The sequence below is a fragment of the Gordonia sp. (in: high G+C Gram-positive bacteria) genome, assembly GCF_047600565.1.
GTDB lineage: Bacteria > Actinomycetota > Actinomycetes > Mycobacteriales > Mycobacteriaceae > Gordonia.
The window spans coordinates 1,802,289-1,828,068 of sequence record NZ_JASGKN010000001.1; the positions used below are offsets into that span (position 1 = coordinate 1,802,289).

Below are 25,780 nucleotides of genomic sequence, written 5' to 3' on the forward strand. Positions count from 1 at the left end.
GATCGGCCGCGTGTTCTCAGGCGTCGTCGCGGCGACGCAGACGCAGGGCGAGCGCCGCCGCTGCGATCGCGACGACGACCAGGGCCGGCGCGATGAACCACCACGGGTTCACCCCGGCCGAACCGGGCGCCTTCGTCTCCTCCGGGTCGGCGAGCGGCCCCGGCTGACCGGTGCCGGCGACGGTCAGTTCGAACACCCGCTGCCCCTGCACCGGGTGGCCGTCCTTGGAGGTGACCCGGTAGTTGATCTTGTATTCGCCGACCGGCCCGAGGCCGTTGACCGGCACCGACACCGTGTTGGCGGTGACGACGGCATCGCCCTGCTGCCAGAAGTGCCGGTCCGGCCCGACCACCTTGAGGATCGCGTATTCGGGCTGCAGGTCTTCGTTGAACTCGATCGACACCGTGCCCGGCGACCGGTCCAGCTTCGCCCCGTCCTCGGGACTGGAGCCGACCACCGCCGAATGCGCGGACGCCGGTCCCGCGGTCGACAGACCCAGGATCGCGACGAGGAGGGTGAGGACGGCGGCGGCGCCGTAGCGGAAGGACTTCATCTTTCTCATGCTGCCACGACCCATCACGGGTGCCCACCGGCCGTGCGCCCACTACCGTAGAGCCGTGTCGATTTACTCTCACGGCTTCGCCCGGATCGCCGCCGCCGTTCCGCTGGTCGCCCTCGCCGACCCCGCGCGCAACGCCGAGCGCACCATCGCCCTGATCGAGAAGGCGCACGCGGAGGGTGCCGCGGTCGCCGTCTTCCCCGAGCTGGGGTTGTGCGGCTACAGCGTCGACGACCTCGTCCAGCAGGATGCGCTGCTGGACGCGGTCATGGCCGCGATCGAGGAGATCGCCGCCGCCACCGAGGGCCGGCGACCGCTGGTCGCGGTGGGTGCCCCGCTGCGGGTCGACGACGCCCTGTTCAACTGTGCGGTCCTGATCCAGGACGGCGCGATCCTGGGTGTGGTCCCCAAGTCGTATCTGCCGAACTACCGCGAGTTCTACGAGCAGCGTTTCTTCGCGGCCGCCCGCGACGCGGTGGTCGACACCGTGATCCTCGGCGGACGGGAGGTGCCGTTCGGCACCGACCTGATCTTCGAGGCCGTCGACCTGCCGGGCCTGCGTATCCATGCCGAGATCTGCGAGGACGGCTGGGTGCCGATCCCGCCGAGCACGTGGGCATCGCTGGCCGGGGCGACGGTGCTGCTGAATCTGTCGGGCAGTCCGGTGACCGTCGGCAAGGAGGCCTACCGGGAGGCGCTGTCGTCGGCGCATTCGGCGCGCTGCGTGGCCGCCCACGTGTACGTCGCCTCCGGTTACGGCGAGTCGACCACCGATCTGGCCTGGGACGGCGACGCCCTGATCACCGAGAACGGCACACTGCTGACCCGCACCGAGCCGTTCTCCATGTCCGAGCAGACGGTGGTCGCCGACGTCGACCTCGACCGTCTCCGCCAGGAACGGGCCCGGATGATCAGCCTGCGCGACCAGGTCGGCGACTTCGCCGAGCGGGCCGGCGAGTTCCGCCGTGTCGGCTTCACCCTCGGCGACCTCGACGACGCCGACGACGCGCTGCGCCGCGTGGTGCCGCGTTTCCCGTTCGTGCCGGCCGGCGGCGCCGACCTCGACCGCCGGTGCCGCGAGGTGATGAACATCCAGGTGCAGGGTCTCGCGCAGCGTCTGCGCGCCACCGGCATCGAGAAGATCGTGATCGGGGTGTCCGGCGGCCTGGACTCGACGCTCGCGCTGCTCGTCGCCGTGGAGACGATGGACCGCCTCGGATTGCCGCGGACGAACATCAAGGCGTACACGATGCCCGGTTATGCGACCGGTTCGGCGTCACTGGCCCGCAGCCACGTCCTGATGGACACGCTCGGCGTCGACGGTCACGAACTCGACATCCGGCCGTCGTGCGCGCAGATGCTGGCCGATCTGGGACATCCGTTCGCGTCCGGCGAGCCCGTCTACGACGTCACCTTCGAGAACGTGCAGGCCGGCGAACGCACCTCGCATCTGTTCCGTATCGCCAACTATGTGGGCGGCATCGTCCTGGGCACCGGCGATCTGTCGGAGCTGGCACTCGGCTGGTGCACCTACGGCGTCGGCGATCAGATGTCGCACTACAACGTCAACGGTTCGGTCCCCAAGTCGCTGATCCAGCATCAGATCCGCTGGATGATCGGTACCGGCTCGTACGCGGACGAGACGACGGCAGCGCTGCAGGAGATCCTCGGCGACGTCATCTCGCCCGAGCTGGTGCCGGCCGGCGAAGACGGCGCGATCCAGAGCACCGAGGATGCGGTCGGCCCGTACGAACTGCACGACTTCTTCCTCTACTACCTGACCCGTTTCGGCTACCGGCCGTCGAAGATCGCGTATCTGGCGCAGCAGGCGTGGGCTGACGCGTCGACCGGCCTGTGGCCGCCGCTGATGACCGACGCCGAACGCCACGAGTACGACGCGGCGACCATCCGGCGCTGGCTCAAGGTGTTCCTCAAGCGGTTCATGTCGAGCCAGTTCAAGCGCACCGCGATGCCCAACGGGCCGAAGATCGGTTCGGGCGGTTCGCTGTCGCCCCGCGGCGATTGGCGTCAGCCGTCCGACGCGCCCGCGACGGCCTGGCTCGACGCGCTGGACTAGGAAGCGCCGGACTGGTCGTCGCCGGTCAGGAGGGCGAGCTGCTCGGTGAGCCGCGCGTCCAGGTCTCCGACGTCGGTGTCCAGGTCCGGGCAGGTCACGATGCCGACGTTCAGGTCGTCACCGGTCACGCACAGCGTCACCGCCAGACCGAGTCCGTGGAAGATCGGCACCAGCGGATGCACGGCGTCGACGCGTCCGCCCAGCAGGTAGGCGTCGCCGGCCGGGCCGTCCAGCCGTGAGATCAGCAGGTTGCACAGCGGCGGCCGCAGTCCCGACACCCGCCGGTCGGCGTGCAGCCGGCTCAGTGCACCGAGGGTGAATCCCGGGGTGACCTCGGCGAACGCTCGCAGCAGTTCGGGATCGACGTCGCCGCCGCCGCGGCGCGCCCGATCGGTGTACGACGCGGCCGCACGGAGGCGCTCGACCGGATCGTCGACGTCGGTGGGCAGCCGGGTGACCAGTTCGGACCGGCCGTCGCCGTTCGCCCCCGATGCCAGCGCCACCAGGGGCGCCGACGGCAGGGCGCCGCGCTCGGACAGGTGGCCGCGGAGGGCGCCGGCGATCACGGCCAGCACCACGTCGTCGACGGTCGCACCGTACCGGTCGGCGGCCCCGGTGCAGTCGCCGAACGGCAGCCGCCCGAGCGCGATCGACCGCTGAGCCGTGAGCGCTCCGTCGAACGGGGTGCGCGGCGCCGGGAACGGCGAGCCGCTCGCCCCGATCCGTTTGAGCCACTGCCACGGCACCGGCAGCGTCTTGCCCACCAGTCGCGCGGCGGCGAGCGGCCGTTGCACCAGTGCGTTGATCGCGCCGGACACGGTGATCTCGGCGAGCGGCGCCTCGCCGGCCGAGGCCTTCACATCCTTCGCCTGCAGGACCGGTGGCTGGGGTGTCGGGGTCAGCAGTTCGGCGAGCAGGTCGGTCACGGTGTCGCCGTCGAGCATCGCCTGGTGCACCCGCAGCATCAGTGCGACCCGGCCGTCGGCCAGCCCCTCGGCCACCCACAGGTCCCACAGCGGCCGGGACCGGTCCAGTGTCCGCCCCAGCAGAGCTTCACAGGTCTGGGCGGTCTCCACCGGCCCGCCCGGCGACGGTACGGCCAGTCGCCGGATGTGCCGGTCGACGTCGAAGTCGCGGTCCTCCACCCACACCGGCCGGTCGACATTGGTGACCGCGTCGGCCAGCCGCCGCCGGAACCGGGGCAGGGCCCGCATCCGGCGTGCCGCCTCCGCGCGCACACTGTCGAACGAGTAGCCGCCCGGGACCGTCGACGGATCGACGCGCACGATCACCGCCGCGTTCATCGCCTGCGTCGGCGACTCCAGATACAGAAATGAGGCGTCCAGGGCGCTCAGCCGCTCCATCGATCTCCTCCGTCAGGCGCGGGCGTCGCTGACGCCCGCCGAATGCTCCCGAGCAGTATCGCGCACCACGCGGTGCACGAATCCGAGTTTCCCGACCACCGGCGGCGGCAGCTCGAACGGGTAGAAGGCACCCTTGCCCATCGACGCGTTCACCCGGTTGAAGAACAGCGACATCCACTTCCAGTCGAACAGCAGCTTGGCGACCGGCACGTCGTCGTAGTTCTCGAGCGGCGTCACATCGTGCGGCTCGTTGAAACGCGCCCGGTCCGCGTGCAGAACCATGCCGGCCTCCCGGCAGGTGTCGATGGTGTCGGTGATGTGGAGATAGTGCGCGAAACACTCCGCGAAGTCCTCCCACGGATGCATGGTCGCGTACTCGGAGATGTACTGCGACTGCCAGCCCGGCGGAGCGCCCTCCTCGTAGTGCCGGGTGAGGGCCGCCTGATAGTCGGCGCGCTCGTCGCCGAACAAGGCCCGGCAGTCACCGAGATACCGCTCCTCCCCCGGCGGGGTCTCCACCAGGCGGTGCTCGTAGTAGTGCCCGGACTCGTGCCGGAAGTGGCCGAGCATGGTCCGGTACGGCTCACCCAGCTTCACCCGCTGCGCCACCCGGTAGTCGTCCATCGACTCGGCCAGATCGATGGTGATGATGCCGTCGGCGTGCCCGATCACCACCGGATCGTCGGAGGTCTCACTGGACAGCAGGTCGAACCCGAGGCCGCCGTCGTACATCCAGAACGGCTCGATCGGGAGGTTCAGGTCGAACAGCTGGAAGACCAGCCGGCGCAGGACCTGCGCCGTCGAGGCCAGCTCCTTCGCGTGGGGGTGTCCCGGCGCGGGAACCCGGCGGATCAGCGAGTCCGCCAGACACCGCCCCCGGCGATCGTCGGGCATGTCGACCGGTTCGGCGTCGACCTCCACCACCCAGTTGCATCCGGTCGCGGCGTGCTCGCTGCAGCGGGCGACGGCCGTCCCCCGGTCCAGGGCCGCCTCACCGTCCAGCGCGACCATCGCCTTACTCGCCAGATACATACCGACCGGGGTCGAGCAGTTGCCGCAGGTATCGGCATCGAAGGGCACGTACTCGTTGCAGACGGGGCAGGCGAATGCGCGCATGGCACCGATCGTGTCACAAGGCCGCGCCGGCGCCCGGACCCGCCGGAAACCTACGAGACCGTAACAACTCCGGGCCGTGCACCCGATGTTCCTGATGTGAGCGGCCGTGAAGCCGTGACGAGAAACCCGGCCGACAGACTTGGGACGAGTGCCCGGTTGCCGTAGCCTTGGATGCATAGCGCCTGCGAAACGATTCGTCGTGGGCCAGTACGCCCCCGATCAGAGGAGTGATCCGATGAAGAAGCTCTCGCAACTGGAGCTGCTGCAGGAGCTCTCGCCTGCCGCCGAGGAGGAAGTCAACCGACACCTCAAGGTGGCCCGCGACTGGAACCCTCACGACTACGTCCCGTGGGACGAGGGCAAGAACTACGCTCCGCTCGGCGGCGACGACTACAACGAAGAGCACGGTGAGCTCAGCGAGGTCGCGAAGGCCGCCATGATCACCAACCTGCTCACCGAGGACAACCTGCCCTCGTACCACCGCGTGATCGCCGAGAACTTCTCGATGGACTCCGCCTGGGGCCACTGGGTCGGTCGCTGGACCGCCGAGGAGGACCGCCACGGCATCGTCATGCGCGACTACCTGGTCGTGACCCGCGGCGTCGACCCGGTCGCCCTCGAAGAGGCGCGCATGATCCACATGACCAACGGCTACTCGCCCGAGCTGGCCGCCGGTCCGGACCGCATCGCCGAGATGCAGGAGCACGCCGAGGAACTCGGCCTGCTGCACTCGGTCGCCTACGTGACCTTCCAGGAGCTGGCCACCAAGGTGAGCCACCGCAACACCGGTCGCGCCTGCAACGACCCGATCGCCAACAAGATGCTGCAGCGCATCGCGGCGGACGAGAACCTGCACATGACCTTCTACCGCAACATCACCGGCGCGGCGATGGACCTCGCCCCGGATCAGACGCTGCGCGCGGTCACCGACATCGTCACCAACTTCCAGATGCCCGGCGCCGGCATGCCGAACTTCCGTCGCCACGGCGTCCTGATGGCCAAGCACGGCATCTACGACCTGCGTCAGCACAAGGACGAGGTCGTCATGCCGGTCCTCAAGAAGTGGGACGTCTTCGGTCGCGACGACTTCGGCCCGGAGGGCGAGAAGACCCGCGAGGAGCTGGCCGACTTCCTGGAGCAGCTCGAGAAGGACGTCGTCCGCTTCGAGGAGATGCGCGACCGGTCCCTCGCCCGCGAGGCCGCCAAGGCCGAGAAGGCCGCCAAGGCGTCCTGACGCGCGGAGCGCACGAACGTACGGAGATCTTGCTGAGCACCGAAACTCTGCGACAGCCGGCGCCCTCGGTCACCACCGAGGGCGCCGGTTCGTTGCTGCCCGGCGCCGGAAACGACCCGAAGTCTCCGAATACCCCCTGGTCAGGGACTGGTCAGCCGTTGCGGATCGGGTCGATCGAACTGCCCAGCCCGGTGGTCCTGGCGCCGATGGCCGGCGTCACCAATGTCGCGTTCCGCGTGCTGTGCCGGGAACTGGAGCTGGCCCGCACCGGCACCGTCTCCGGCCTGTACGTCTGCGAGATGGTGACCGCCCGCGCCCTCTACGAGCGCCACCCGGTCACCATGCACATGACCGCGTTCGATCCGTCGGAGACGCCGCGGTCCATGCAGCTGTACACGGTGGATCCCGAGTACACCTACCGGGCCGCGAAGATGATCGTCGACGAGGATCTCGCCGACCACATCGACATGAATTTCGGCTGCCCGGTCCCGAAGGTGACCCGGCGCGGCGGCGGCTCCGCCATCCCCTACAAGCGCCGGCTGTTCCGCAACATCGTCGCCGCAGCCGTCAAAGCCACCGAAGGCACCGACATCCCGGTGACCGTCAAGTTCCGTATCGGGCTCGACGCCGACCACCACACCCACCTCGACGCCGGCCGGATCGCCCAGGAAGAGGGTGCCGCCGCCGTCGCCCTGCACGCCCGGACCGCCTCGCAGCGCTACTCCGGCACCGCCGACTGGGATGAGATCGCACGGCTCAAAGAGCACGTCACGCAGATCCCGGTGCTGGGCAACGGCGACATCTTCGAACCCGACGACGCGATCGCGATGATGGAACGCACCGGCTGCGACGGCGTCGTGATCGGCCGCGGCTGCCTCGGTCGGCCGTGGCTGTTCGCCGAACTGTCGGCCCGCCTGCGCGGTCTGCCGGCGCCGGCGGCACCGAACCTCGGCGAGGTCGGCGACATCATGTACCGGCACGGCGAACTGCTCGCCGCCCACCACGGCGAGGACAAGGGCATGCGGGAGATCCGCAAGCACATCGCCTGGTATCTGCGCGGCTTCCCGGCCGGCTCGGACGTCCGATCCAAGCTGAGCCTGGTGACGACGCTCGCCGACCTGCGGGACCTGGTCGACGGCCTGCCCGCCGACGCGCCGTTCCCCGACGACGGTCACGGCCCGCGCGGCCGGCAGGGATCACCCTCGCAGGTGGTGTTGCCGGAGGGCTGGCTGGATGATCCGGAGGAGGACATCGTGCCGGAGGGCGCCGAGATCATGCATTCGGGAGGCTGAGACCTCCGCCACTTCCCTGCACCGCGGCACAGAACGTTCTCAGGTGCAACCACTACGATATCTCCAGCCCACGCAAAGGACGACCAGTGACTTCAGACGAGCCCGGCACGCCGCCGGATCGCCCCTCGGGGCCTGCGCGGCGTTCTCGGCGCGCCGGTCGAACGTCGCAGTCGTACGACTTCCGCGCCCGCTTCGGCGACCCGCAGCCCTCCCAGCGTGAGGGGCTGCGCGAACCGTCCGCCCGTGAGCAGCGCATCCCGGGTCGCGGCCGGCTGACCGTCCGCGAGCTGATGGCGCAGATGGGTGTGGAACAGGTACCCGGCCAGCAGCCTCCGGCGCCGCAGTATCCGCAGCCGGGTCTGCCCGGACAGCCGGTGCCGCCGCCCGCCGGACAGCCGCCGGTGCAGCAGCCGCAGGCCTACCAGCCTCCGGCGGCGCCGCAGGCCCCGCCGAGCTACCAACCTCCGGTCCCGCCGCAGGGTTACCAGCCACCCGCCGGGCAGCCGCAGCCGCCGGCCACGCCGGTGCCGCAGCCGCCGCGCCGTCCTCGCCGGCAGACCCCGCCGCCGCCGGCCCTGCCCCCGATCACCGGTCAGCAGCCGGCCGCACCCGAGCCGCCGCGTCCCCCCGTCGAGCAGCCGACGCACGAGTCGACGCAGCTGATTCCGCCGGTCACCGAGCAGCCGCCCGCCGTCGACCTGTCCGAGGCGCGCACCCACGAGCGGGTCACCCGCGAGACGCGGGGCTGGACCGACCAGGACGTCGCCGCCGAACCGGCGCCGGCCCCGACCCCCGACACCGGCGGCTACGAACTGCCCGCCGACGACGACAGCGCCGTCCGGCGCCGGCGCCGCCCGCTGGAGCCGACCCCCGACCTGACGGGGGCCCTCAAGACCGCGAACGCCAAGCGAAAGTCGCAGGCGACTCCGAAGCGCCGCACGCGCCGGCCGATGACCCGGGGCCGGATCTTCGCCGGTACCGGCCGGGTGCTGCTCAGCCTCGCGTGCGTCCTGACTCTGGTCGGCACCGGCTACGTGTGGAGCATCCAGCGCGGCTGGAACAACAGCTGGAACCTGACCAAGGCGCTCAACACCAACGACAAGAACATCCGCAACAAGGATGCCCAGTACGGCGACGAGAACTATCTCGTGGTCGGTACCGATTCGCGCGCCGGCAAGAACGGCGACCTCGGTGCCGGAGACTCGTCGCAGGTCGAGGGCATCCGTTCGGACACCGTCCTGCTGGTGCACGTGCCGGCCGACCGCAGCCGTGTGGTCGCCGTGTCGTGGCCGCGCGACCTGGCCGTCGACCGTCCCGAATGTGAGGAATGGGACTCCAAGACCGGCGGCTACGACGGCACCATGCTGCCCGGCGAGGATGGCGTGAAGCTGAACAGCGTGTACGCCGTCGGTGGACCGAAATGCCTGGTCAAGACGCTGACGCAGATCAGCGGCCTGGAGATCAACCACTTCATCGCCATGGACTTCGAGGGCTTCGAGAAGGTCGTCAACGTGATCGGCGGCGTGCAGGTGTGCTCGACGGTGCCGCTGTACGACTACGAGCTCGGCTACATCCTGCGCAAGAAGGGCACCTACAAGCTGAAGGGTCGCCGCGCCCTCAACTATGTGCGCGCCCGCAACATCTCGGCGGAGGGCAACGGCGACTACGGCCGCATCAAGCGCCAGCAGTTGTTCATGTCCTCGCTGTTGCGCGGCGCCTTGTCCGGTGACGTGTTGAAGAATCCGGCGAAGATGAACCGGATCGTCAACACGTTCATCAAGTACTCGACCGTCGACAACGTCGACACCGACTCGCTGATCCAGCTGGCCGACTCGATGCAGGGCATGGATGCGGGTGCGGTCACGTTCATCACCATCCCGACGGCCGGCACCACCACCGACGGCGAGAACAACGAGATCCCGCGCACCGACGACATCAACGCGATCTTCAACGCGATCATCGACGACAAGCCGCTGCCCGGCGAGAAGAAGCCGACCAGCAGCGACAAGAAGGACGACGGCGACAAGAAGGCCGACGGCGGCACCACGAGCGCGCCGAAGCAGCAGACCGCCTCGCAGGTCGACGCCACCGCCCAGTACCCGAGCAACACCACCGTCCGCGTGCTGAACGGCTCCGGTCAGACCGGTGTGGCCACCGATGTGATGAACAAGCTGATCTCCGAGGACTTCACCGTTCCGGGTGTCGCCGACGCCTCCACCAAGCGCGACGACACGGTGGTCCGGTACGGCCCCGGCGAGCAGGATTCGGCGGCCACCGTCGCGAAGATGATCCCGGGTGCGCGCATCCAGGAGGACAAGACGGTCAAGGTGGGTGTCGAGGTGATCCTGGGCAAGGACTTCACCGGCGTCGACGAGATGACCAGTCCCGCGTCGGCCGGCAGCACCCTCTCGGTGGGCCAGCTGCCGCCGGCGAACACCAACTCGGATCTGCCGAACGATCTCGCGGTCACCAACGCCGGCGACACCACCTGCTCCTGATCCCGGCCCGCACCGGCGGTCCGGCGACGGCGTCACGGATCGGTTGGTGAGAGTTCACATCGCGGTCACTCGCATGTCCGTTTCTCCTCGTCTGAGCGAACGTACGATTGTCGACATGCGTGACGCGTACCAGGAGCAGATGGCCGCCCTGAATGCCGTGCTCGGCGAGATGTGCGAGACGGTCGGGGCCGAGATGGAGCAGGCCACCACCGCCCTCCTCGAGGCCGACCTCGAGCTGGCCGAGCAGGTCATCACCGAGCACGATCGGCTGACCAAGCGGTCCGCTGAGGCCGAGGAGCAGGCGTTCGAGCTGCTGGCGCTGCAGGCTCCGGTCGCCGGCGATCTTCGATCCATCGTCTCCGGCTTCCAGCTGGTCAACGAGATCGACCGCATGGGTGCTCTGGCCTTGCACGTCGCGAAGATCGCGCGCCGCCGCCATCCGTTCAAGGTGCTGCCCGACGAGGTGGCCGGCTACTTCACCGAGATGGGCCGCCTGGCCGTCGAACTCGCCGCCGGCGCCCACCGGGTGCTGGAGAGCCAGGACTACCACGACGCCCTCGCCCTCATGGAGGACGACGACGCCATGGACGACCTGCACCGTCACCTGTTCACGGTCATGATGGACCGCGACTGGCAGCACGGTGTCGCCGCCGCCGTCGACGTCACGCTCCTGGGCCGCTACTACGAGCGCTTCGCCGATCACGCCGTGTCGATCGCGCGCCGCGTCGTCTTCCAGGCCACCGGCAAGACCCCCGAGCAGCTCACCGCCGCCAACGCCTGATCCTCCGATCTCCGCGAGTCCGGCGGCGAGGGGCAAGTGACGGCGCCGCCACAAAGTGGCGCTCACGGGCACGCCGAGGGCAATCTTCCCTCAGAGGTGGCCAGGCCGCCACTTTCTGGCAGTGCCTGCCCGCGCGCACCCTCAGTCCGGCCGCGCGGCCCGAATCAGGGTGCGCACCCAACGCGGAACGCAGAAGACCCCGACGGTGTTCCGTCGGGGTCTCCGCTCTCCGCAGATCGCGGGCGTCCGGCGATCAGCCGAAGCGGCCCGAGATGTAGTCTTCGGTCTCCTTGCGCTGCGGGTTCTGGAACAGCTCCTTGGTGGGGCCGGCCTCCACCAGCTGCCCGGGCATACCGGTCGCTTCGAGGTTGAAGAAGGCGGTCTGGTCGCTGACGCGGGCCGCCTGCTGCATGTTGTGGGTGACGATGACGATCGTGTACTTGCTCTTCAGCTCGTTGATCAGGTCCTCGATGGCCAGGGTCGAGATCGGGTCGAGTGCCGAACACGGCTCGTCCATCAGCAGAACCTGCGGCGAGACGGCGATGGCCCGCGCGATGCAGAGTCGCTGCTGCTGACCGCCCGACAGGTCGGCACCCGGCTTGTTGAGGCGATCCTTGACCTCGTCCCACAGGTTGGCGCCCCGCAGGCTGGTCTCGGCCACCTCGTCCAGGCGCGCCTTGTCGCGGACCCCGGCCAGCTTCAGACCGGCGACCACGTTGTCGCGGATCGTCATGGTCGGGAACGGGTTGGGCCGCTGGAAGACCATGCCGACGGTGGTGCGGACGCCGACCGGATCGACGTTCTTGCCGTACAGGTCCAGGTCGTCGAGCATGACCTTGCCGGTCGTGTACGCGCCCGGAGTGACCTCGTGCATGCGGTTGAGGGTGCGCAGGACGGTCGACTTGCCGCAGCCGGACGGGCCGATGAAGGCGGTCACCGACTGGGGCTCGATCGTCAGCGAGACGTCCTTCACGGCATGGAAGTCGCCGTAGTAGACGTTCAGGTCGTCGAGGGTGAGGCTCTTTGCCATGTTCAGTTTCTTTCCGACTTGGTCCCGGTGAACCGCGCCAGAATGCGCGCGGCCACATAGACGATCGCGACCAGGATCACGAGGGTGAGTGCGGCGCCCCAGACGGTGTCGTAGCCGGAGGGGCCGCTGTTGTATTCCTGCAACATCATGAGAGGCAGGGACTGCTGGTTGCCTTCGAACGGATTCCAGTTCATGGCACGGCTCGCGCCGACCAGGATCAGGACCGGCGCCGACTCGCCCATCACGCGGGCGATGGCCAGCATGACGCCGGTGATGATGCCGCCCATGGCGGTGGGCAGGACCACCCGCAGGATGGTCTTCCACTTCGGGACGCCCAGCGCGTAGGCGGCCTCCCGGAGCTCGAACGGCACGATCTTGAGCATCTCCTCGGTGGAGCGCACCACCAGCGGCACCATCAGGAGCACCAGCGCGAGCGCTACCGCGAAGCCTGAACGGGGCAGGTCGAGGGTGGTCCGCCAGACCGCGAAGATGAACAGCGCGGCCACGATCGACGGAACACCGGAGAGAACGTCGACCATGAAGGTGGTGATCTTCACCAGACGCGAGTTCTGGTCGGCGTACTCGACCAGGAAGATCGCCACCAGGATGCCGAGCGGGATCGAGATGACCGCGGCCAGCAGGGTCTGCAGCAGGGTGCCGAGGATCGCGTTCGCGGCACCGTTGTAGCGCTCCGACCGCGTCCACCAGTCGATGTCGGTGATCGGGCCGATGCCGCGGGACACCAGGGTCCACACCAGCCAGCCGAGCGGCAGCACGGCCAGCAGCACCGATCCGGTCACCAGCACGCGGGCCAGATTGTCGGTGAAGCGCCGTCGCGGCGACGCGGACGTCAGATGCTCGACTCCGCTGGGCACGTGGTCGGGCGAGACGCCGAGGTCGGTCGTCGTCATCTCAGGCCCCCTTTCGGGCGATCACACCGCGCGCCGCGGCGTTCACGATGAAGGTGAGGACGAACAGGACCAGGCCGGCCGAGATGTAGGCGCCGGTCTTGGCCGGGGAATCGAACTCGGAGGCGTTGTTGGCGATGACCGTCGCGAACGTCTGGCCGCTCTCCATCAGGTTGAAGTTGATCGGCCCGACGGTCGAGATGATCAGCAGCAGCGCCATCGTCTCGCCGAGCGCACGGCCCAGGCCGAGCATGGAGCCGCTGATGTAGCCGGAGAAGCCGAACGGCATGACGGCCGTCTTCACGACCTCCCACTTGGTGGCGCCGAGAGCCAGGGCGGCCTCGCGCTGCGAGGTCGGCGTCTTGGCGAACACTTCGCGGGTGACCGCGGTGATGACGGGAAGGATCATCACCGACAGGACGATGCCGGCGGTCAGCATGGTGCCGCCGGTCGACATGTTCGCGACGTTCTGCGGTTCGCGGAAGAACGGCAGGAAGCTCAAGTGATCGACCAGCCAGCGGTTGATGCCGACCAGTGCCGGACCGAGCACCAGGATGCCCCACAGGCCGTAGACGATCGACGGCACGGCGGCGAGCAGATCCACCACGTAGGTGATGGGCTTCGCGACCTTCTTCGGCGCGTACTCGGTGACGAAGATGGCGATGCCCAGGGCGACCGGCATGGCGATGAGCAGCGCGATCACCGAGACGAGCACGGTGGCGTAGAACTGCGAGGCGATACCGAACTTCATCTCCGATCCGGAGACGACCCACGGGCCCGTGTAGGTGAAGAAGTTGGCGGTGTTCTTGACCAGGGCCGGGATGGCGGTGATCAGCAGGAACACGGCGATGAGGCCGATGGCCGAGGACACCAGCAGACCCGAACCGGTGGTCAGGATCCGCATCACCTTGTCGCCGGTGCGCGACACGGTGGTCAAGGCGCCCTGCGGCTCGGACGGATCCTCCGGCGGACTGGTGGGCAGGACCGAGCTGACGGTCACGGTCTCTCCCTCGTTGAGGTCACCACCGACCCCGGCGACGGAGGCCGTCGCCGGGGTCAGAGTGAGGTCGGACGAACTCACAGCGCGTCGATCGAACCGCGCAGGTTGGTCTGGAACGCCTGCGGCAGCGGGACATAGCCGAGATCGGCCAGGCCGTCCTGACCCTTGTCGAGGATCAGGGTGAAGGCCTTCTTGATGCTGTCGGCGGTGGCCGCATCCTTGTAGCCGGCCGAGCAGACGATCTCGTAGGTGGTCAGGACCAGCGGGTAGGCGCCCGGCGCCGACAGCTTGTACAGGGCGTCGGTGTCGACGGCCAGGTCCTTGCTGCCCGGGGTCTTGAAGGTGGCGGCGTTGAGCGCGGCACCGGCGGTCTCGGCGGTCAGTGCGGTGGAGCCGGCACCGAAGTCGAGGTTGGCGACACCGAGCTTGTTCTCGGTGGCGAAGCCCCACTCGACGTAGGTGATGGCGCCGGCGGTCTTCTGGACCGTGTCACCGACACCGGTCGACTTGGAGGCGCCCGAACCACCGGCACCCGCCCACTCCTTGGAGTGCTCGTGCGGCCAGTCGGCCGGAGCGGCGACGTTCAGGAAGCGGGTGAAGTTGTCGGTGGTGCCGGAGCTGTCGGTGCGGTGCACCGGCACGACGGCCACGTCCGGAAGGTTGACGCCCGGGTTGAGGGCGGCGATCTTCGGGTCGTTCCACTTGGCGATCTTCGAGTCGAAGATCTGGCCGAGCACCGACGCGTTGAGCGTCAGCTTGTCCACACCGGGGAGGTTGTAGGCGATGGCGACCGGTCCGGCGACCATCGGCAGGTTCCAGGCGTCGTTGCCGCCGCAGCGAGTCTTGGCCTGGGCGACCTCGTCGTCCTTGAGGGCCGAGTCGGAGCCGGCGAAGTCGACGTCACCGCTCAGGAACTTCTTGACACCGTCGCCCGAACCGGAGCCGGTGTAGTCGAGCACCGGGCCGTCGTTGTCGGTGAGGACGTCGCCGAAGTGCTTCATGGCCTTCTGCTGAGCGGTCGAACCCTCGCCGGTGATGGACACCGAGTCGGAGCTGCTGCCTCCACAGGCGGTCAGGGCCAGGCCGGCGGCTGCGGCGAGAGCGGCGGCGCCGATGGCGCGGGAACGGGTGATGTGTGCAGACATGAGGGGTCGATGACCTTTCGATAGCGTTGTCGTCGCTTCGAAAGCTATCGACGCCCGGTGAGGGCGAACCGGCCACGAGGTGACCCGGAATCAAACATCGGCGACCGGGTCGGCGAACCCGGCCATCCGCTGTTCACCTGCCTGTCAGCGGCGGTACGCCGCGTCCACCGCGTAACGCTCGAATCCGAGACGCCGGTAGGTGGCCAGCGCTGCGTCGTTGTCGCCTTCGACGTACAGCTGCACCTCCGGCAGGCCGCGGGCGTCCAGGTAGGCCAGGCCGGCCGAGGTGAGGAGGCCGCCGAGCCCGCGTCCCTGTGCGGCCGGGTCGACGCCCACGATGTACACCTCGCCGATCGGGCCGGAGTGGTCGTCGGCGGGGTCGTGCACCTTGGTCCAATGGAAGCCCAGCAGCGTCGACGGGTCGTCGGCGGCGAAGGCCAGGAAGAGCCCGGCCGGATCGAACCAGTCGGCGGTGGTGCGCTCGTCGATCTGGGCACGGTCCCAGCCGCCCTGCTCGGGATGCCAGTCGAAGGCGGCGTTGTTGACCCGCAGGATCTCGGCGTCGTCGGCCGGACCCGCGTACGTCCGGATCACCACGTCGTCCCGCTGCGGCGCCGGCGGCAGCGGCGTTCCCCCGCCGGCGGTCAGGGAGCGGCGCAGTTGAAGCAGTTCCCGGACGCGGCTCAGACCGCGCGAGTGGGCCAGCGCGGCGGCCGCCGGCAGGTCGCCGTGCGCCCACACCTGGGGGCGGTCGTCGCCGCGACCCTGGCCTCCGGCCTCCAGCGCCGCATCCAGGAGAGCCCCGCCCTCACCGCGGCCGCGATGGTCGGGGTCGACGACGAGTTCGATGGCCGGAGCGCCGCCGGCGGGCGGAACGACGAGGTTCGCATAGCCGTGCTCGGTGAGCACATGCACCGTGCCCGGTTCCCGGATCGCGAGAACCGCCTGTTCGGAGAGGGGCGCCACCCCGTCGGCGGCGAGCGCACGACGAGTGACGTCGTCGACGCGGTCGGCGTCGGGCCCGTGCAGGGCCCCGCGGACGGTGCGGGCGGGGGCGGCTTGAGCGTTCACCGCCTCAGGCTAACGCCGACCGGTGACACACCGCCGCCGACCGACGAGCGGACAGAGGTCAGCCGGCCGTTTCGGCGAGGTCCTCGTCGTCGGCGACCTCCGCGCCGTCGTCGTCGGCCTCGTCCCGGGAGCGGGCCGGCCGGACCGCCTTGTAGCCGACGTTGCGGACGGTGCCGATCAGCGACTCGTGGTCCGATCCCAGTTTGGCGCGCAGACGTCGCACGTGGACGTCGACGGTGCGGGTGCCGCCGAAGAAGTCGTAGCCCCACACCTCGTGCAGCAGCTGGGCGCGCGTGAATACGCGGCCGGCGTTCTGCGCCAGATACTTGAGGAGCTCGAACTCCTTGTAGGTGAGGTCGATCGGGCGACCGCGCAGACGCGCCGTGTAGGTGGCCTCATCGATCACGAGGTCGCCCAGCGTCACCCGGTCGGGGTTGGCTTCGGCGTCGCCGGCACCGCGGGCGGCGAGCAGCCGCAGCCGGGCGTCGAGCTCGGCCGGTCCGGTCTCCGGGAGAAGGAAGTCGTCGATCCCCCAGTCGGCGTTCACCGCGACCAGGCCGCCTTCGGTGACGATCGCGCCCACGCGGACGTTGCCGCCCGCCTGGAGCAGACGGCACAGGCCGCGCGCACCGGCGAGATCGCGTCGGGCGTCGACGAGCGCCACTTCGGCGTCGCCGGCTTCGATGAGGGACGAGGTGTCCGCAGGGAGAAGGGTCACGCGGTGCGCCAGAAGCGACAACGACGGCAACACCGTCTCCGCGGAACTCTCAGCGGTCAACAGCAACAGGTCCACTTCACCACTCCAATCTAGGGTGGCCTTCGTTGTGGGCTGTCGATCGACGCTGGTCGCAGCACCTATAACTCTTTTGACAGAATAGCGGCAATGTCTCCTTCATCCCACATCTCCCTGGTCAGCCGGTTGCGTCGGCCACTCGCATGGCTGGTGATCGCGCTGGTCGTGGCCGTGGGAGTCGCGTTTCTGGGCGACACGTTCGCGGCGTCGCGGGCCGAGCATCGGCTGGCGCAGGCGCTGCAGACCTCGCCGACGCTCACCTACGAACCCGAGGTGACGATGAGCGGGACACCGTTCGCGACCCGTGCGCACACCGGCGACTTCCCCACCGTGCACGTCAGCGCCCGCGGCGCCTCCGTCGGCGGCTGCGCCGATCGCGGCGCCTGCCATGTGGACGTCGACGCCTACCTGCACGACGCGATCCTGGGCGACGTGTTCACGCTGGAACCGCAGACCCCGATCCGGTTCGGGGCGCTCAAGGCCGAGACCCGGATCGACTCGGTGAACCTGGGCCGCCTGATGAACATCGTCGACCTCTACATCAACACTCCGGCCCCGGAGGGCAAGGTGGGCGGCGGCGGACCCGGCGACGGGCTGCTCGAGCGGACGGATGGAATCATGCTGAGCGGAACCGTGCCGCTGCCGGGTTCGCCCGCCAAGGACGGGCAGTATCCGCCGTCGGCCAAGGAATATCGCTTCCCGAAGGTCAAGGTGAGCGTCTCGGCGAACGTCTCGGTGGCCGACGGACGGCTCCGGATCGAGGCCACGAAGCTGTACACCGGGCCCGAAGAACACTTCTCCGACGACGTGCCGGCGGAGTTTAACGCAGCGGTACTTAAACTCTTCTCAACCACCCTGCCGGTCGTTCCACTCGCCTGGAACACCGTTCCTACCAGGGCTTTCTCCCGCGGAAGCGACATGGTGCTGGCCGGCGACACCGGCGGGGGCACCCGGACGCCGATCACGTACTGATTTCGGCACCCGCGGTTCGTCTAACGTCGTGGCCACATCCTCCCCGGAATCCTTGGGGACGGGATCGACGATCTTGGAAAGGATCTGAACATGGCACGCGAAGACGTCCTGGTCAGCGCCGATTGGGCTGAGCAGAATCTGGAGACCCCGAAGGTGGTGTTCGTCGAGGTCGACGAGGACACCTCGGCCTACGACACCGGCCACATCCCCGGTGCGATCAAGCTCGACTGGAAGACCGATCTGCAGGATCCGGTCCGCCGCGACTTCGTGAACCAGGAGCAGTTCTCGAAGCTGCTCAGCGAGAAGGGCATCGCCAACGACGACACCGTCGTCCTGTACGGCGGCAACAACAACTGGTTCGCGGCCTACGCCTACTGGTACTTCAAGCTGTACGGCCACCAGGACGTGAAGCTGCTCGACGGCGGCCGCAAGAAGTGGGAGCTCGACGGTCGCCCGCTGAGCACCGACGCTGTGACCCGCGAGGCCACCACCTACACCGCGCAGGCCCCGAACAACGACATCCGCGCCTTCCGCGACGAGATCGAGCCGGCCATCGGCGTCAAGAACCTCGTCGACGTGCGCAGCCCGGACGAGTTCTCCGGCAAGATCCTGGCCCCGGCTCACCTCCCGCAGGAGCAGAGCCAGCGTCCGGGTCACGTCCCCGGCGCCATCAACGTGCCGTGGAGCAAGGCCGCCAACGAGGACGGCACCTTCAAGTCCGACGACGAGCTCGCCGAGCTGTACGCCGACGCCGGTCTGGACGGACAGAAGGAGACCATCGCCTACTGCCGTATCGGTGAGCGTTCGAGCCACACCTGGTTCGTGCTGCAGGAGCTCCTGGGCCACCAGAACGTGAAGAACTACGACGGCAGCTGGACCGAGTACGGTTCGCTGGTCGGCGTGCCGGTCGAGCTCGGAGAGGGCAAGTAAGAATCATGTGCGCAGCTCCCAAGCAGGGCCAGGCCCTGCCCGCAGGTGTCGACGTCGAGAAGGAGACCGTCCTGACCGGTCAGGTCCTCGACGGTTCGGGCAATCCGGTTCCGGGCGCCTTCGTGCGTCTGCTCGACGGTTCGGGCGAGTTCACCGCCGAGGTCGTCGCGTCGGCGACCGGCGACTTCCGGTTCTTCGCCGCACCGGGCACCTGGACCCTTCGTGCGCTGAGCTCCCAGGGCAACGGTCAGGTGACCGTGACCCCGGAGGGCCCCGGCGTCCACAACAACGACGTGACCGTCGCGAAGTAACACGGTCGCTTCACGCCGGACCCCGTCTGCCCTTCGAGGGCGGGCGGGGTTCGTGCATCGGGTGGGATTCGCCATATCGGGACCGGTCGGCTCGGAGCGCCGCGGGGCGCGCGGTACGATCAGTGCATGGTCATCTTCTTCGAGGTCCTGCTGGGACTCGCCTCGCTGCTGATCGTCTGGTTCGCGCTGTACGTTCTGTACCGTCTCGTCACCGACGAGTCCTGATCGACTGCCGTGAGCGACAGCCCGCAGAGCGCTCCTGAGAACGACGCCCCCACCGACGACTCCGCGGTCGACGGTGCGGAGGCCGCCGCCGTCTCCGACGACGCCCCCGCGCTGCGGTCGGGCAACGAGGCGATCGAGCAGGCCGCCGCGCGCGCCGAGGAGACCGGCGGCAAGAATCTCCCGGTGATCGGCGAGGTGCCGCTGCCGGACGACACCGCCAATCTGCGTCTGGGCCCGGAACTGAACCCGGCTCTGCTGGGGCTGCTGCCGCTGGTCGGCGTGTGGGAGGGCGACGGCGAGGGCCACGACCCGATCACCGGCGACGACTACCCGTTCGGCCAGCAGATCATCATCAGCCATGACGGCGGCCCGTACCTGATCTGGCAGTCCCGTTCCTGGAAGCTGGACGCCGATGGCGAGTGCACCGGCCCGGATCTGCGGGAGAACGGTTTCTGGCGGATCACCGACGACGACACCATCGAGCTGCTCGTGTCGCACGCCGAGGGGTCCATCGAGCTCTACTACGGCCGTCCGCTGAACCAGACGTCGTGGAACCTGACCACCGACGTCACCCTGAAGACCCAGTCGGGCGCCCACACCGGTGCCGCGAAGCGCCTGTACGGGCTCGTCCCGGACGGCGATCTCGCCTATGTCGAGGAACGCATCGACAACGACGGCGATCTGACGCCGCGCCTCTCGGCGAAGCTCAAGCGCGTCATCGGCTGAGCTGTCCCGGCGAGCGCCCCTCCCTGAGCCCCTTTCCTGTCCTGCTGTCCCTACTCCCCCGTATAGCGTCGCTCGTCGCTTCCACGACGATGAAGCGCGCTATACGGGGCAGTAGGGACAGACGACAGTGCATTTCAGGGTCGGTTGATTGTGTCGGCGTCGTAGGTCAGCGACGCACCCTCCCGGATCGGCAGTGCCTCCAGGCCGTCCGTCGAGCAGACCGCGTCGACCAGTTTCTGCGTCCCGCCGACGATGGTGGAGTCGAAGTCGATCTCGCTCACCACCGCCCACGCGTGATCGGCCGGCCAGATCAGAGTGGGCGCCTCCTGAAGAAGGCCGAGTGGATGATCGTTCCACGGCATGTGGTCCATCCAGTCGTCTGCACGGAACTCGCTCAGAGCACCGCGGAACACGATGTGCCCGCGACCGGGCAACTGGAGGCGCGGACCGTCGGTCACCTCCCGGCTGAGCGCACCCTCGCGATCGTCTCCACCCTGGACACCGCCTCGCCCCTCCCAGACGCCGACGAAGACGTCCTCGGCAGTCGTTGTGAACGACTCGAGGACTGCGGCGAGGGACGTCACCGGCGCGGCCGGAGGGTGACCGACGTGCGGGGCTTCGAAGGTTCTGTCGTCCGGCGCCTCCATCGGGCTCACGAAGTCGCCCGCGCGCCCAGACCACTTCACCAGGTCGCCCCACTGGGCTTCTGGATGCATGACCGTGCCGAACGCGTCGGCGGCCTGCGCCCACGTCGCCGGCTCGGTGGTCGTACGCGAGGCGATGTCCATCACCTCATCGCGACTCAACTCCGAATAGGGCGCCCGCCGCGGCTCGCCGTGGAGTGTCTGTGCCGTCGCGGGATGGAAGATGCGGGCGTACGCCTCGAAGCCGCGCGGCACCACACCGTGCATCGTCGTGAATGAGTGCTCGACTCGTTCGGCGATCCAGTCGCCGGCCGACACATCCGGCGTCCACTCCATGGCGCTCACTCTAGGATCAGCCCGCTCCGGAGGCATCCCCGTTTCGTCGTCGAGCAGCACTCACGTCGTATACGACGCTCATGCGCGCTATACGGGGCAGTACGGTCAGCGGGGTTCGGCGGGCGGTCGGCGGGGTTCGGCAGCCCCGCAGCAGTGCAGCGGTGCAGCAGGGTCAGGCGGGGGCGGCCAGGGTCAGTAGGGTGGCGCCGGCAGCGACGGCGACGTCGGCGTGCTGGTGGGTCACCAGCACCACGGTGCGGTCGGGACCGAACAGGCCGTCCCGGGCGCAGATGCCGCCGACCAGACCCGCGGCGTCGTCGGCGTCGAGGTGTTCGGCCGGCTCGTCGAGCAGAACGATCGGCGCCGGATGCAGGATCGCCCGGGCCAGCAGCAGACGCCGGCGCTGGCCGCCGGACAGGGCCTGCCCGCCCCCGGCCAGTTCGGTGTCGACACCGTCGGGCAGTCCGGCCACCCAGTCGGCCAGTCCCACCTGGTCCAGGACGGCGCCGATCTGCTCGTCGGTGGCATCGCCGCGGGCGACCAGCAGATTCTCCTTCACCGACGTGGAGAACAGGTGCGCCTCCTCCGCGAAGTAGCACGCACTGTCGCGCAACGGGACGCCCGTACCGTCGGCGTGGGTGGCATCGACGGTGCCGCCGAGCGGGTCGAGAAGCCCGGCGAGAGTCAACAGGAGCGTCGACTTACCGCAGCCCGACGGGCCCACGACCACGACGCGCTGCGCCGGCGCCACAGTCAGATCCAGCCCGGCCGACGGTCCCAGCGGACGGTCCCAGCCCCACTGCAGACCGGTCGCGGCCAGGGTCGCCGGGGACGAGTCGATCACCGGGTCGGCGGCCTCATCGATCTCCGACGGCGCACCGCCGCCGTTCTCGGCGGACGCCTCGTCGACGAGTCCCATCACGCGGCGCGCCGCCTGACGGCCCTTCTCCCACGCGATCCCGGCCTCGGTGAGCGGTCCGGTGGTCTCGAACGACGACAGCGGCAACAGCACGAGCACGCCGAACAGCATCGGCGTCCACCGGGTGTCCATCGACGACACGTCCTGCAGCGATCCGGGCAGGCCCGACGCCGAGATGCACGGCGATCAGCGCGGCGGCCACCACGCTCACACCGAGGGCGAGCGGGGTGGCGGCCTGCGCGGCCACCTGCCAGGCGACGCCGCGATCGGTGGCCTTGGCGACGCGCCGGTCGGCGGCCGAGAGCCGGTCGAGGACGGCGGTGCGACGGCCGGCGACCGCCAGTTCGGGTCCGTGCCAGAGCAGGGCGGTGGTCTCGGCGGCCACGTCCTCGCGGGCGCGGGCCCCGTCGTCGATCGTCCGGGACGATCCCCGCGCCGCCAGGGCGGGCGCCACGACACCGCTCACCAGGAGTGCGATCGCCAGAATCCCGGCGGCCAGCGGCGACACCGCGACCATGACGGCGACCGCGGCGAGGGAGGTGACGGCGGAGACGGCCATCGGGATGAGGCCGCGGATGAGGGCGTTGCCGATGGCGTCGACGTCGTCGGCGGTGCGCGCCAGCAACCGGCTCCGGCTCAGACCCACCGAATAGGCGGGCGGCCCGGAGGCGAGGACGCTGTAGATCTTTTCGCGGGCGACGGCCATCGCGTCGAGCGCGGTGTCGTGGGTGGCGAGCCGTTCGAGGTAGCGGAAGAGGGCCCGCGAGATGCCGAGGGCACGCACCGAGGTGATGGCGACCTGCAGGTACAGGATCGGCGGCATCTGCCAGGCGCGGGTGATCAGCCACGCGGACAGGGCGGCCAGACCGAGCGCGGAGAGGGCGCCGGCGGCGCCGAAGAACACCGACACGAACACCGGCCGGGTTCCGAGTCCGACGAAGCGGAGGGCGCGGATCAGCGGGTCGCGGCCCCCGGCGGCCGGTGCGGGCGTCGCGGTCGCGGCGGTCATCGGTCCCCTCCGGCAACGGTTTCGGGGGCAGAGGTTTCGGGAGCACCGAGCTGCACGACGACGTCGCCACCGGACACCGCGGTGTCGTGATGGGCCACCATCAGGACGGTGGTTCCCGCGGCGGCGCGGGCGGCCACCGCGGCCAGGACGGCGGTCTCGCTGGCCTCGTCGAGGTGCGCGGTCGGCTCGTCGAGGACGAGGAGTGCGGCGGGGTCGGCCAGGACACGGGACAGGGCGAGGCGCTGGCGCTGTCCGGCGGACAGGCCCACTCCCCCGGCACCGAGTTCGGTGTCCTCCCCGTCGGGAAGTTCGGCGAGGACGAGATCGAAGCCGGTGGCCCGGAAGGCGTCGTCGAGTCGTGTCCGCTCGGGCACGCCGAACAGGGACAGGTTGTCGGCGACCGTGCCCGGCACGATCACCGGGTGCTGCGGCAGCCAGGCGATCTGTGATCGGTAGCCGTCCATGTCGACGTCGGTCAGGGCCGTGCCGCCGACGGTCACCGATCCCTCGTCGGGCGGCAGCAGTCCGAGGATCACCGACACCACCGACGATTTGCCGCTGCCGTTGGGGCCGGTCAGGACGGTCACGGCGCCGGGTGCGATCGCCGCGGTGAGTCCGCGGGGGGCCCAGCCGTCGCGCCCGTCGATGCCGACGCCGTCGAGCGTGATGGTCGCACCGGCGACGTCGACGGCGATGTCCCCGCTGCTGCGGACGGGCGCCGTATCCGGGTCGTCGATGAAGCCGAGGACCTCGCGGGCGGCGGCCATGCCGTCTTCGGAGTTGTGGAACTGGGCACCCACCTGCCGCAGCGGAAGGTAGGCCTCCGGCGCCAGGATCAAGGCGAGGACACCCGCGTACAGGGTCATGTCACCGTGCACCAGCCGCACACCGATGTCGACGGCCACGAGCGCGACCGACAGCGTGGCGATGAGTTCGAGTGCGGTGCCGGACAGGAAGGCGACCCGCAGCGCCGACATGCTGGAGGTGCGGAGGTTCTGGCCCAGTCGCTGGACCTGGGCCGCCGGACCGTGCGCGCGGCCGAGGGCCCGTAGCGTGGGCAGTCCGGTCAGCAGGTCCATGAGACGGCTGGTGGAGGTCGCCATGGAGGCGAGCTTGCGTTCGGTCCGGTCCCGGGTCACCAGGCCGATCAGAATCATGAACACCGGGATCAGCGGCAGTGTGATCAGCACGATCAGTCCGGAAGGCCAATCGACCCAGGCGATCACCGCGATGACGACCGGTGTGATCAGCACCGTGGACACGAGGGCGGGCAGATAGCCGGCGAAGTAGTCGATGAGGCTGTCGAGACCACGCAGGGCGACGGTCAGGGCCCGTTCCCGCTCGCCGAGCAGGACCCGCGGCGACGTGCGGGCCGGGTCGGTGAGGGTGTCGACGGCCTGCGAGCGCAGCTCGGCGATGGTGCCGAGCGCGGCACGGTGCGCGTAGCGGCCCGACAGGTAGCTGAGGAGGACCCGGACGGCGAGCGCCGCACCCAGGATCCACAGATGCGTGGCCTGGGCGTGCAGCGACCGTGTCGACGGGTCGGTGATGATCTCGGAGAGCAGGCCCGCGAGGTTCGACGCGGCCACCAGCAGTGCCACGACGGTGGCCGCGGTGAAGACGGCGGTGACGGCGACGTACCAGCGCGCCGACGGCGAGTACTTCAGCAGACGCGGATCCAGCGGGGGCCGTCGGGCCCCCGCTGGATCGGTCGCGTCGTCGGAGACGGTGTCGGTCACCGCGGCGCGGTCGTCTCCGCCGCCTCGGTGCCGGCGCTCGGCGACAGGCCCGCCGCGACGTCCGGCACGTCCTCGATCGAGAGGCGCTTCCGGAACACCCAGTAACTCCATGCCTGGTATCCGATCACGATCGGCGTCATGACGACAGCCGCCCAGCTCATGATGACGAGCGTGTAGTGGCTCGACGACGAGTTGGTGGTCGTCAGGTTGAAGGCGTCGCTGATGCTCGACGGCATGACGTTCGGGAACAGCACGCAGAACAGCAGGGCGACGGTGCCGGCGATCGCGACGGCGTTGGCGATGAACGCGATCCACTCGCGCCGCAGCCAGGTGCCGGCGAGCATGGCGACCGCGGCCAGGACGGTCACCGCGAAGATCCCCCACGTCCAGTCCTTGCCGTAGGCCAGCTGGGTCCACAGAAGGAATCCGCCGGCGACGACGACCGTCGGGATCGCCAGCCGCGCCGCCAGGTTCTGGGCGTCGTCGTGCATGGAGCCCTTGGTCTTCAGGGCGATGAAGATCGCTCCGTGCGTCAGGAACACGAACAGGGTGGTCAGGCCGCCCAGCAGTGCGTACGGGTTCAGCAGGTTGAAGAATCCGCCGGTGTACACGTGGTTGGGGCCCTGCATCTCGATCGGTACGCCGCGCACGATGTTGGCGAAGGCGACACCCCACAGGATGGCCGGGATCCACGAGCCGATACCGATGCCGGCGTCACACCAGGCGCGCCACTTCGGGTCGTTGATCTTGGCGCGCCACTCGATCGCGCAGATGCGGATGATCAGGGCGACCAGGATGAGGAACAGCGGCAGGTAGAACCCCGAGAACAGGGTGGCGTACCAGCCGCCGAACGCCGCGAACATGGCGCCGCCGGCGGTGAGCAGCCACACCTCGTTGCCGTCCCACACCGGGCCGATCGTGTTGATGATCAGACGGCGACGCTTGTCACCGGCCAGCGGGTCGGTATCGCGTTCATGCGACCGTCCGAGGAACGGCATCAGCATGCCGACACCGAAGTCGAAGCCCTCGAGCACGAAGTACCCGGTGAACAGGACCGCGATCAGGATGAACCAGAAAGTCTCCAGAGTCATCGAAGTACTC

The 25,780-nt window shown here is 69.2% G+C and carries 21 protein-coding genes and 1 pseudogene; 9 read left to right on the forward strand and 13 right to left on the reverse strand.

Annotated features, from left to right (window positions below):
• Window positions 1-16 precede the first annotated feature (16 nt).
• The gene (locus tag QM774_RS08805) at window positions 17-553 is read right to left on the reverse strand and encodes a copper resistance CopC family protein (protein WP_414975518.1); all 537 of its coding nucleotides are present in this window, start codon (window positions 551-553) and stop codon (window positions 17-19) included.
• 64 nt (window positions 554-617) lie between these two features.
• Here QM774_RS08805 and QM774_RS08810 point away from each other — a divergent pair, with 64 nt between their 5' ends.
• The gene (locus QM774_RS08810; RefSeq protein ID WP_414975519.1) at window positions 618-2,636 is read left to right on the forward strand and encodes an NAD(+) synthase; all 2,019 of its coding nucleotides are present in this window, start codon (window positions 618-620) and stop codon (window positions 2,634-2,636) included.
• Here QM774_RS08810 and QM774_RS08815 read toward each other — a convergent pair.
• Both QM774_RS08815 and QM774_RS08820 read right to left on the reverse strand, forming a co-directional pair.
• On the reverse strand, window positions 2,633-4,000 hold the full coding sequence (locus tag QM774_RS08815) for a wax ester/triacylglycerol synthase family O-acyltransferase (protein WP_414975520.1): 1,368 nt from the start codon (window positions 3,998-4,000) through the stop codon (window positions 2,633-2,635). The genes QM774_RS08810 and QM774_RS08815 overlap by 4 nt on opposite strands.
• 12 nt (window positions 4,001-4,012) lie before the next feature.
• Window positions 4,013-5,116 (reverse strand): putative zinc-binding metallopeptidase, encoded by a 1,104-nt coding sequence (locus QM774_RS08820; RefSeq protein WP_414975521.1) that lies wholly within the window; start codon window positions 5,114-5,116, stop codon window positions 4,013-4,015.
• A 235-nt stretch (window positions 5,117-5,351) separates the two neighbouring features.
• Here QM774_RS08820 and QM774_RS08825 point away from each other — a divergent pair, with 235 nt between their 5' ends.
• From QM774_RS08825 to phoU, 4 genes are all read left to right on the forward strand, one after another.
• Window positions 5,352-6,350 (forward strand): acyl-ACP desaturase, encoded by a 999-nt coding sequence (locus tag QM774_RS08825; protein ID WP_414975522.1) that lies wholly within the window; start codon window positions 5,352-5,354, stop codon window positions 6,348-6,350.
• A gap of 206 nt (window positions 6,351-6,556) precedes the next feature.
• Window positions 6,557-7,642, forward strand: a complete 1,086-nt coding sequence (gene dusB / locus QM774_RS08830; RefSeq protein ID WP_414976625.1) for a tRNA dihydrouridine synthase DusB — start codon at window positions 6,557-6,559, stop codon at window positions 7,640-7,642.
• Between the two features lie 86 nt (window positions 7,643-7,728).
• The gene (locus QM774_RS08835; protein ID WP_414975523.1) at window positions 7,729-10,140 is read left to right on the forward strand and encodes an LCP family protein; all 2,412 of its coding nucleotides are present in this window, start codon (window positions 7,729-7,731) and stop codon (window positions 10,138-10,140) included.
• Between the two features lie 115 nt (window positions 10,141-10,255).
• Window positions 10,256-10,921, forward strand: a complete 666-nt coding sequence (phoU, locus tag QM774_RS08840) for a phosphate signaling complex protein PhoU (RefSeq protein WP_414975524.1) — start codon at window positions 10,256-10,258, stop codon at window positions 10,919-10,921.
• A gap of 253 nt (window positions 10,922-11,174) precedes the next feature.
• Here phoU and pstB read toward each other — a convergent pair whose 3' ends face one another.
• The 6 genes from pstB to QM774_RS08870 form a co-directional block, all read right to left on the reverse strand.
• Window positions 11,175-11,951, reverse strand: a complete 777-nt coding sequence (gene pstB / locus QM774_RS08845; RefSeq protein WP_414975525.1) for a phosphate ABC transporter ATP-binding protein PstB — start codon at window positions 11,949-11,951, stop codon at window positions 11,175-11,177.
• 2 nt (window positions 11,952-11,953) lie between these two features.
• A complete protein-coding gene (gene pstA / locus QM774_RS08850; protein WP_414975526.1) occupies window positions 11,954-12,862 on the reverse strand; it encodes a phosphate ABC transporter permease PstA in 909 nt (302 codons plus the stop codon).
• A gap of 1 nt (window position 12,863) precedes the next feature.
• A complete protein-coding gene (gene pstC, locus QM774_RS08855) occupies window positions 12,864-13,919 on the reverse strand; it encodes a phosphate ABC transporter permease subunit PstC (RefSeq protein ID WP_414976626.1) in 1,056 nt (351 codons plus the stop codon).
• Window positions 13,920-13,936: 17 nt separating this feature from the next.
• Window positions 13,937-15,004 (reverse strand): phosphate ABC transporter substrate-binding protein PstS, encoded by a 1,068-nt coding sequence (gene pstS, locus QM774_RS08860; RefSeq protein WP_414975527.1) that lies wholly within the window; start codon window positions 15,002-15,004, stop codon window positions 13,937-13,939.
• A gap of 144 nt (window positions 15,005-15,148) precedes the next feature.
• The gene (gene mshD, locus QM774_RS08865) at window positions 15,149-16,075 is read right to left on the reverse strand and encodes a mycothiol synthase (protein WP_414975528.1); all 927 of its coding nucleotides are present in this window, start codon (window positions 16,073-16,075) and stop codon (window positions 15,149-15,151) included.
• Between the two features lie 58 nt (window positions 16,076-16,133).
• Window positions 16,134-16,868: a winged helix-turn-helix domain-containing protein gene (locus QM774_RS08870; RefSeq protein WP_414975529.1), complete on the reverse strand. Its 735-nt coding sequence runs from the start codon at window positions 16,866-16,868 to the stop codon at window positions 16,134-16,136.
• A gap of 90 nt (window positions 16,869-16,958) precedes the next feature.
• Between QM774_RS08870 and QM774_RS08875 the strand changes: the two genes are divergently transcribed.
• The 4 genes from QM774_RS08875 (at window position 16,959) to QM774_RS08890 (ending at window position 20,032) form a co-directional block, all read left to right on the forward strand.
• A complete protein-coding gene (locus QM774_RS08875; protein WP_414975530.1) occupies window positions 16,959-17,840 on the forward strand; it encodes a DUF2993 domain-containing protein in 882 nt (293 codons plus the stop codon).
• Between the two features lie 90 nt (window positions 17,841-17,930).
• On the forward strand, window positions 17,931-18,770 hold the full coding sequence (locus QM774_RS08880; protein WP_414975531.1) for a sulfurtransferase: 840 nt from the start codon (window positions 17,931-17,933) through the stop codon (window positions 18,768-18,770).
• Window positions 18,771-18,775: 5 nt separating this feature from the next.
• A complete protein-coding gene (locus QM774_RS08885) occupies window positions 18,776-19,081 on the forward strand; it encodes a DUF1416 domain-containing protein (protein WP_414975532.1) in 306 nt (101 codons plus the stop codon).
• 234 nt (window positions 19,082-19,315) lie between these two features.
• Window positions 19,316-20,032 carry an FABP family protein gene (locus QM774_RS08890; RefSeq protein ID WP_414975533.1) on the forward strand — a complete coding sequence of 239 codons (717 nt, stop codon included), beginning with the start codon at window positions 19,316-19,318 and terminating at the stop codon, window positions 20,030-20,032.
• Between the two features lie 134 nt (window positions 20,033-20,166).
• On the opposite strand, the gene QM774_RS08895 is transcribed toward QM774_RS08890, so the two are convergent.
• The 4 genes and pseudogenes from QM774_RS08895 to cydB all read right to left on the reverse strand — a co-directional run bounded on the left by QM774_RS08895 (window position 20,167) and on the right by cydB (window position 25,770).
• Window positions 20,167-21,012, reverse strand: coding sequence for a hypothetical protein (locus QM774_RS08895; protein ID WP_414975534.1), 846 nt, complete (start codon window positions 21,010-21,012; stop codon window positions 20,167-20,169).
• A gap of 172 nt (window positions 21,013-21,184) precedes the next feature.
• Window positions 21,185-22,940: pseudogene (gene cydC / locus QM774_RS08900) on the reverse strand (thiol reductant ABC exporter subunit CydC).
• Window positions 22,937-24,679 (reverse strand): thiol reductant ABC exporter subunit CydD, encoded by a 1,743-nt coding sequence (gene cydD / locus QM774_RS08905; protein WP_414975535.1) that lies wholly within the window; start codon window positions 24,677-24,679, stop codon window positions 22,937-22,939. Before cydD ends, cydC begins: the two are co-directional and overlap by 4 nt.
• Window positions 24,676-25,770: a cytochrome d ubiquinol oxidase subunit II gene (gene cydB, locus QM774_RS08910; RefSeq protein ID WP_414975536.1), complete on the reverse strand. Its 1,095-nt coding sequence runs from the start codon at window positions 25,768-25,770 to the stop codon at window positions 24,676-24,678. The genes cydD and cydB overlap by 4 nt, the downstream gene beginning before the upstream one ends.
• Window positions 25,771-25,780 lie beyond the last annotated feature (10 nt).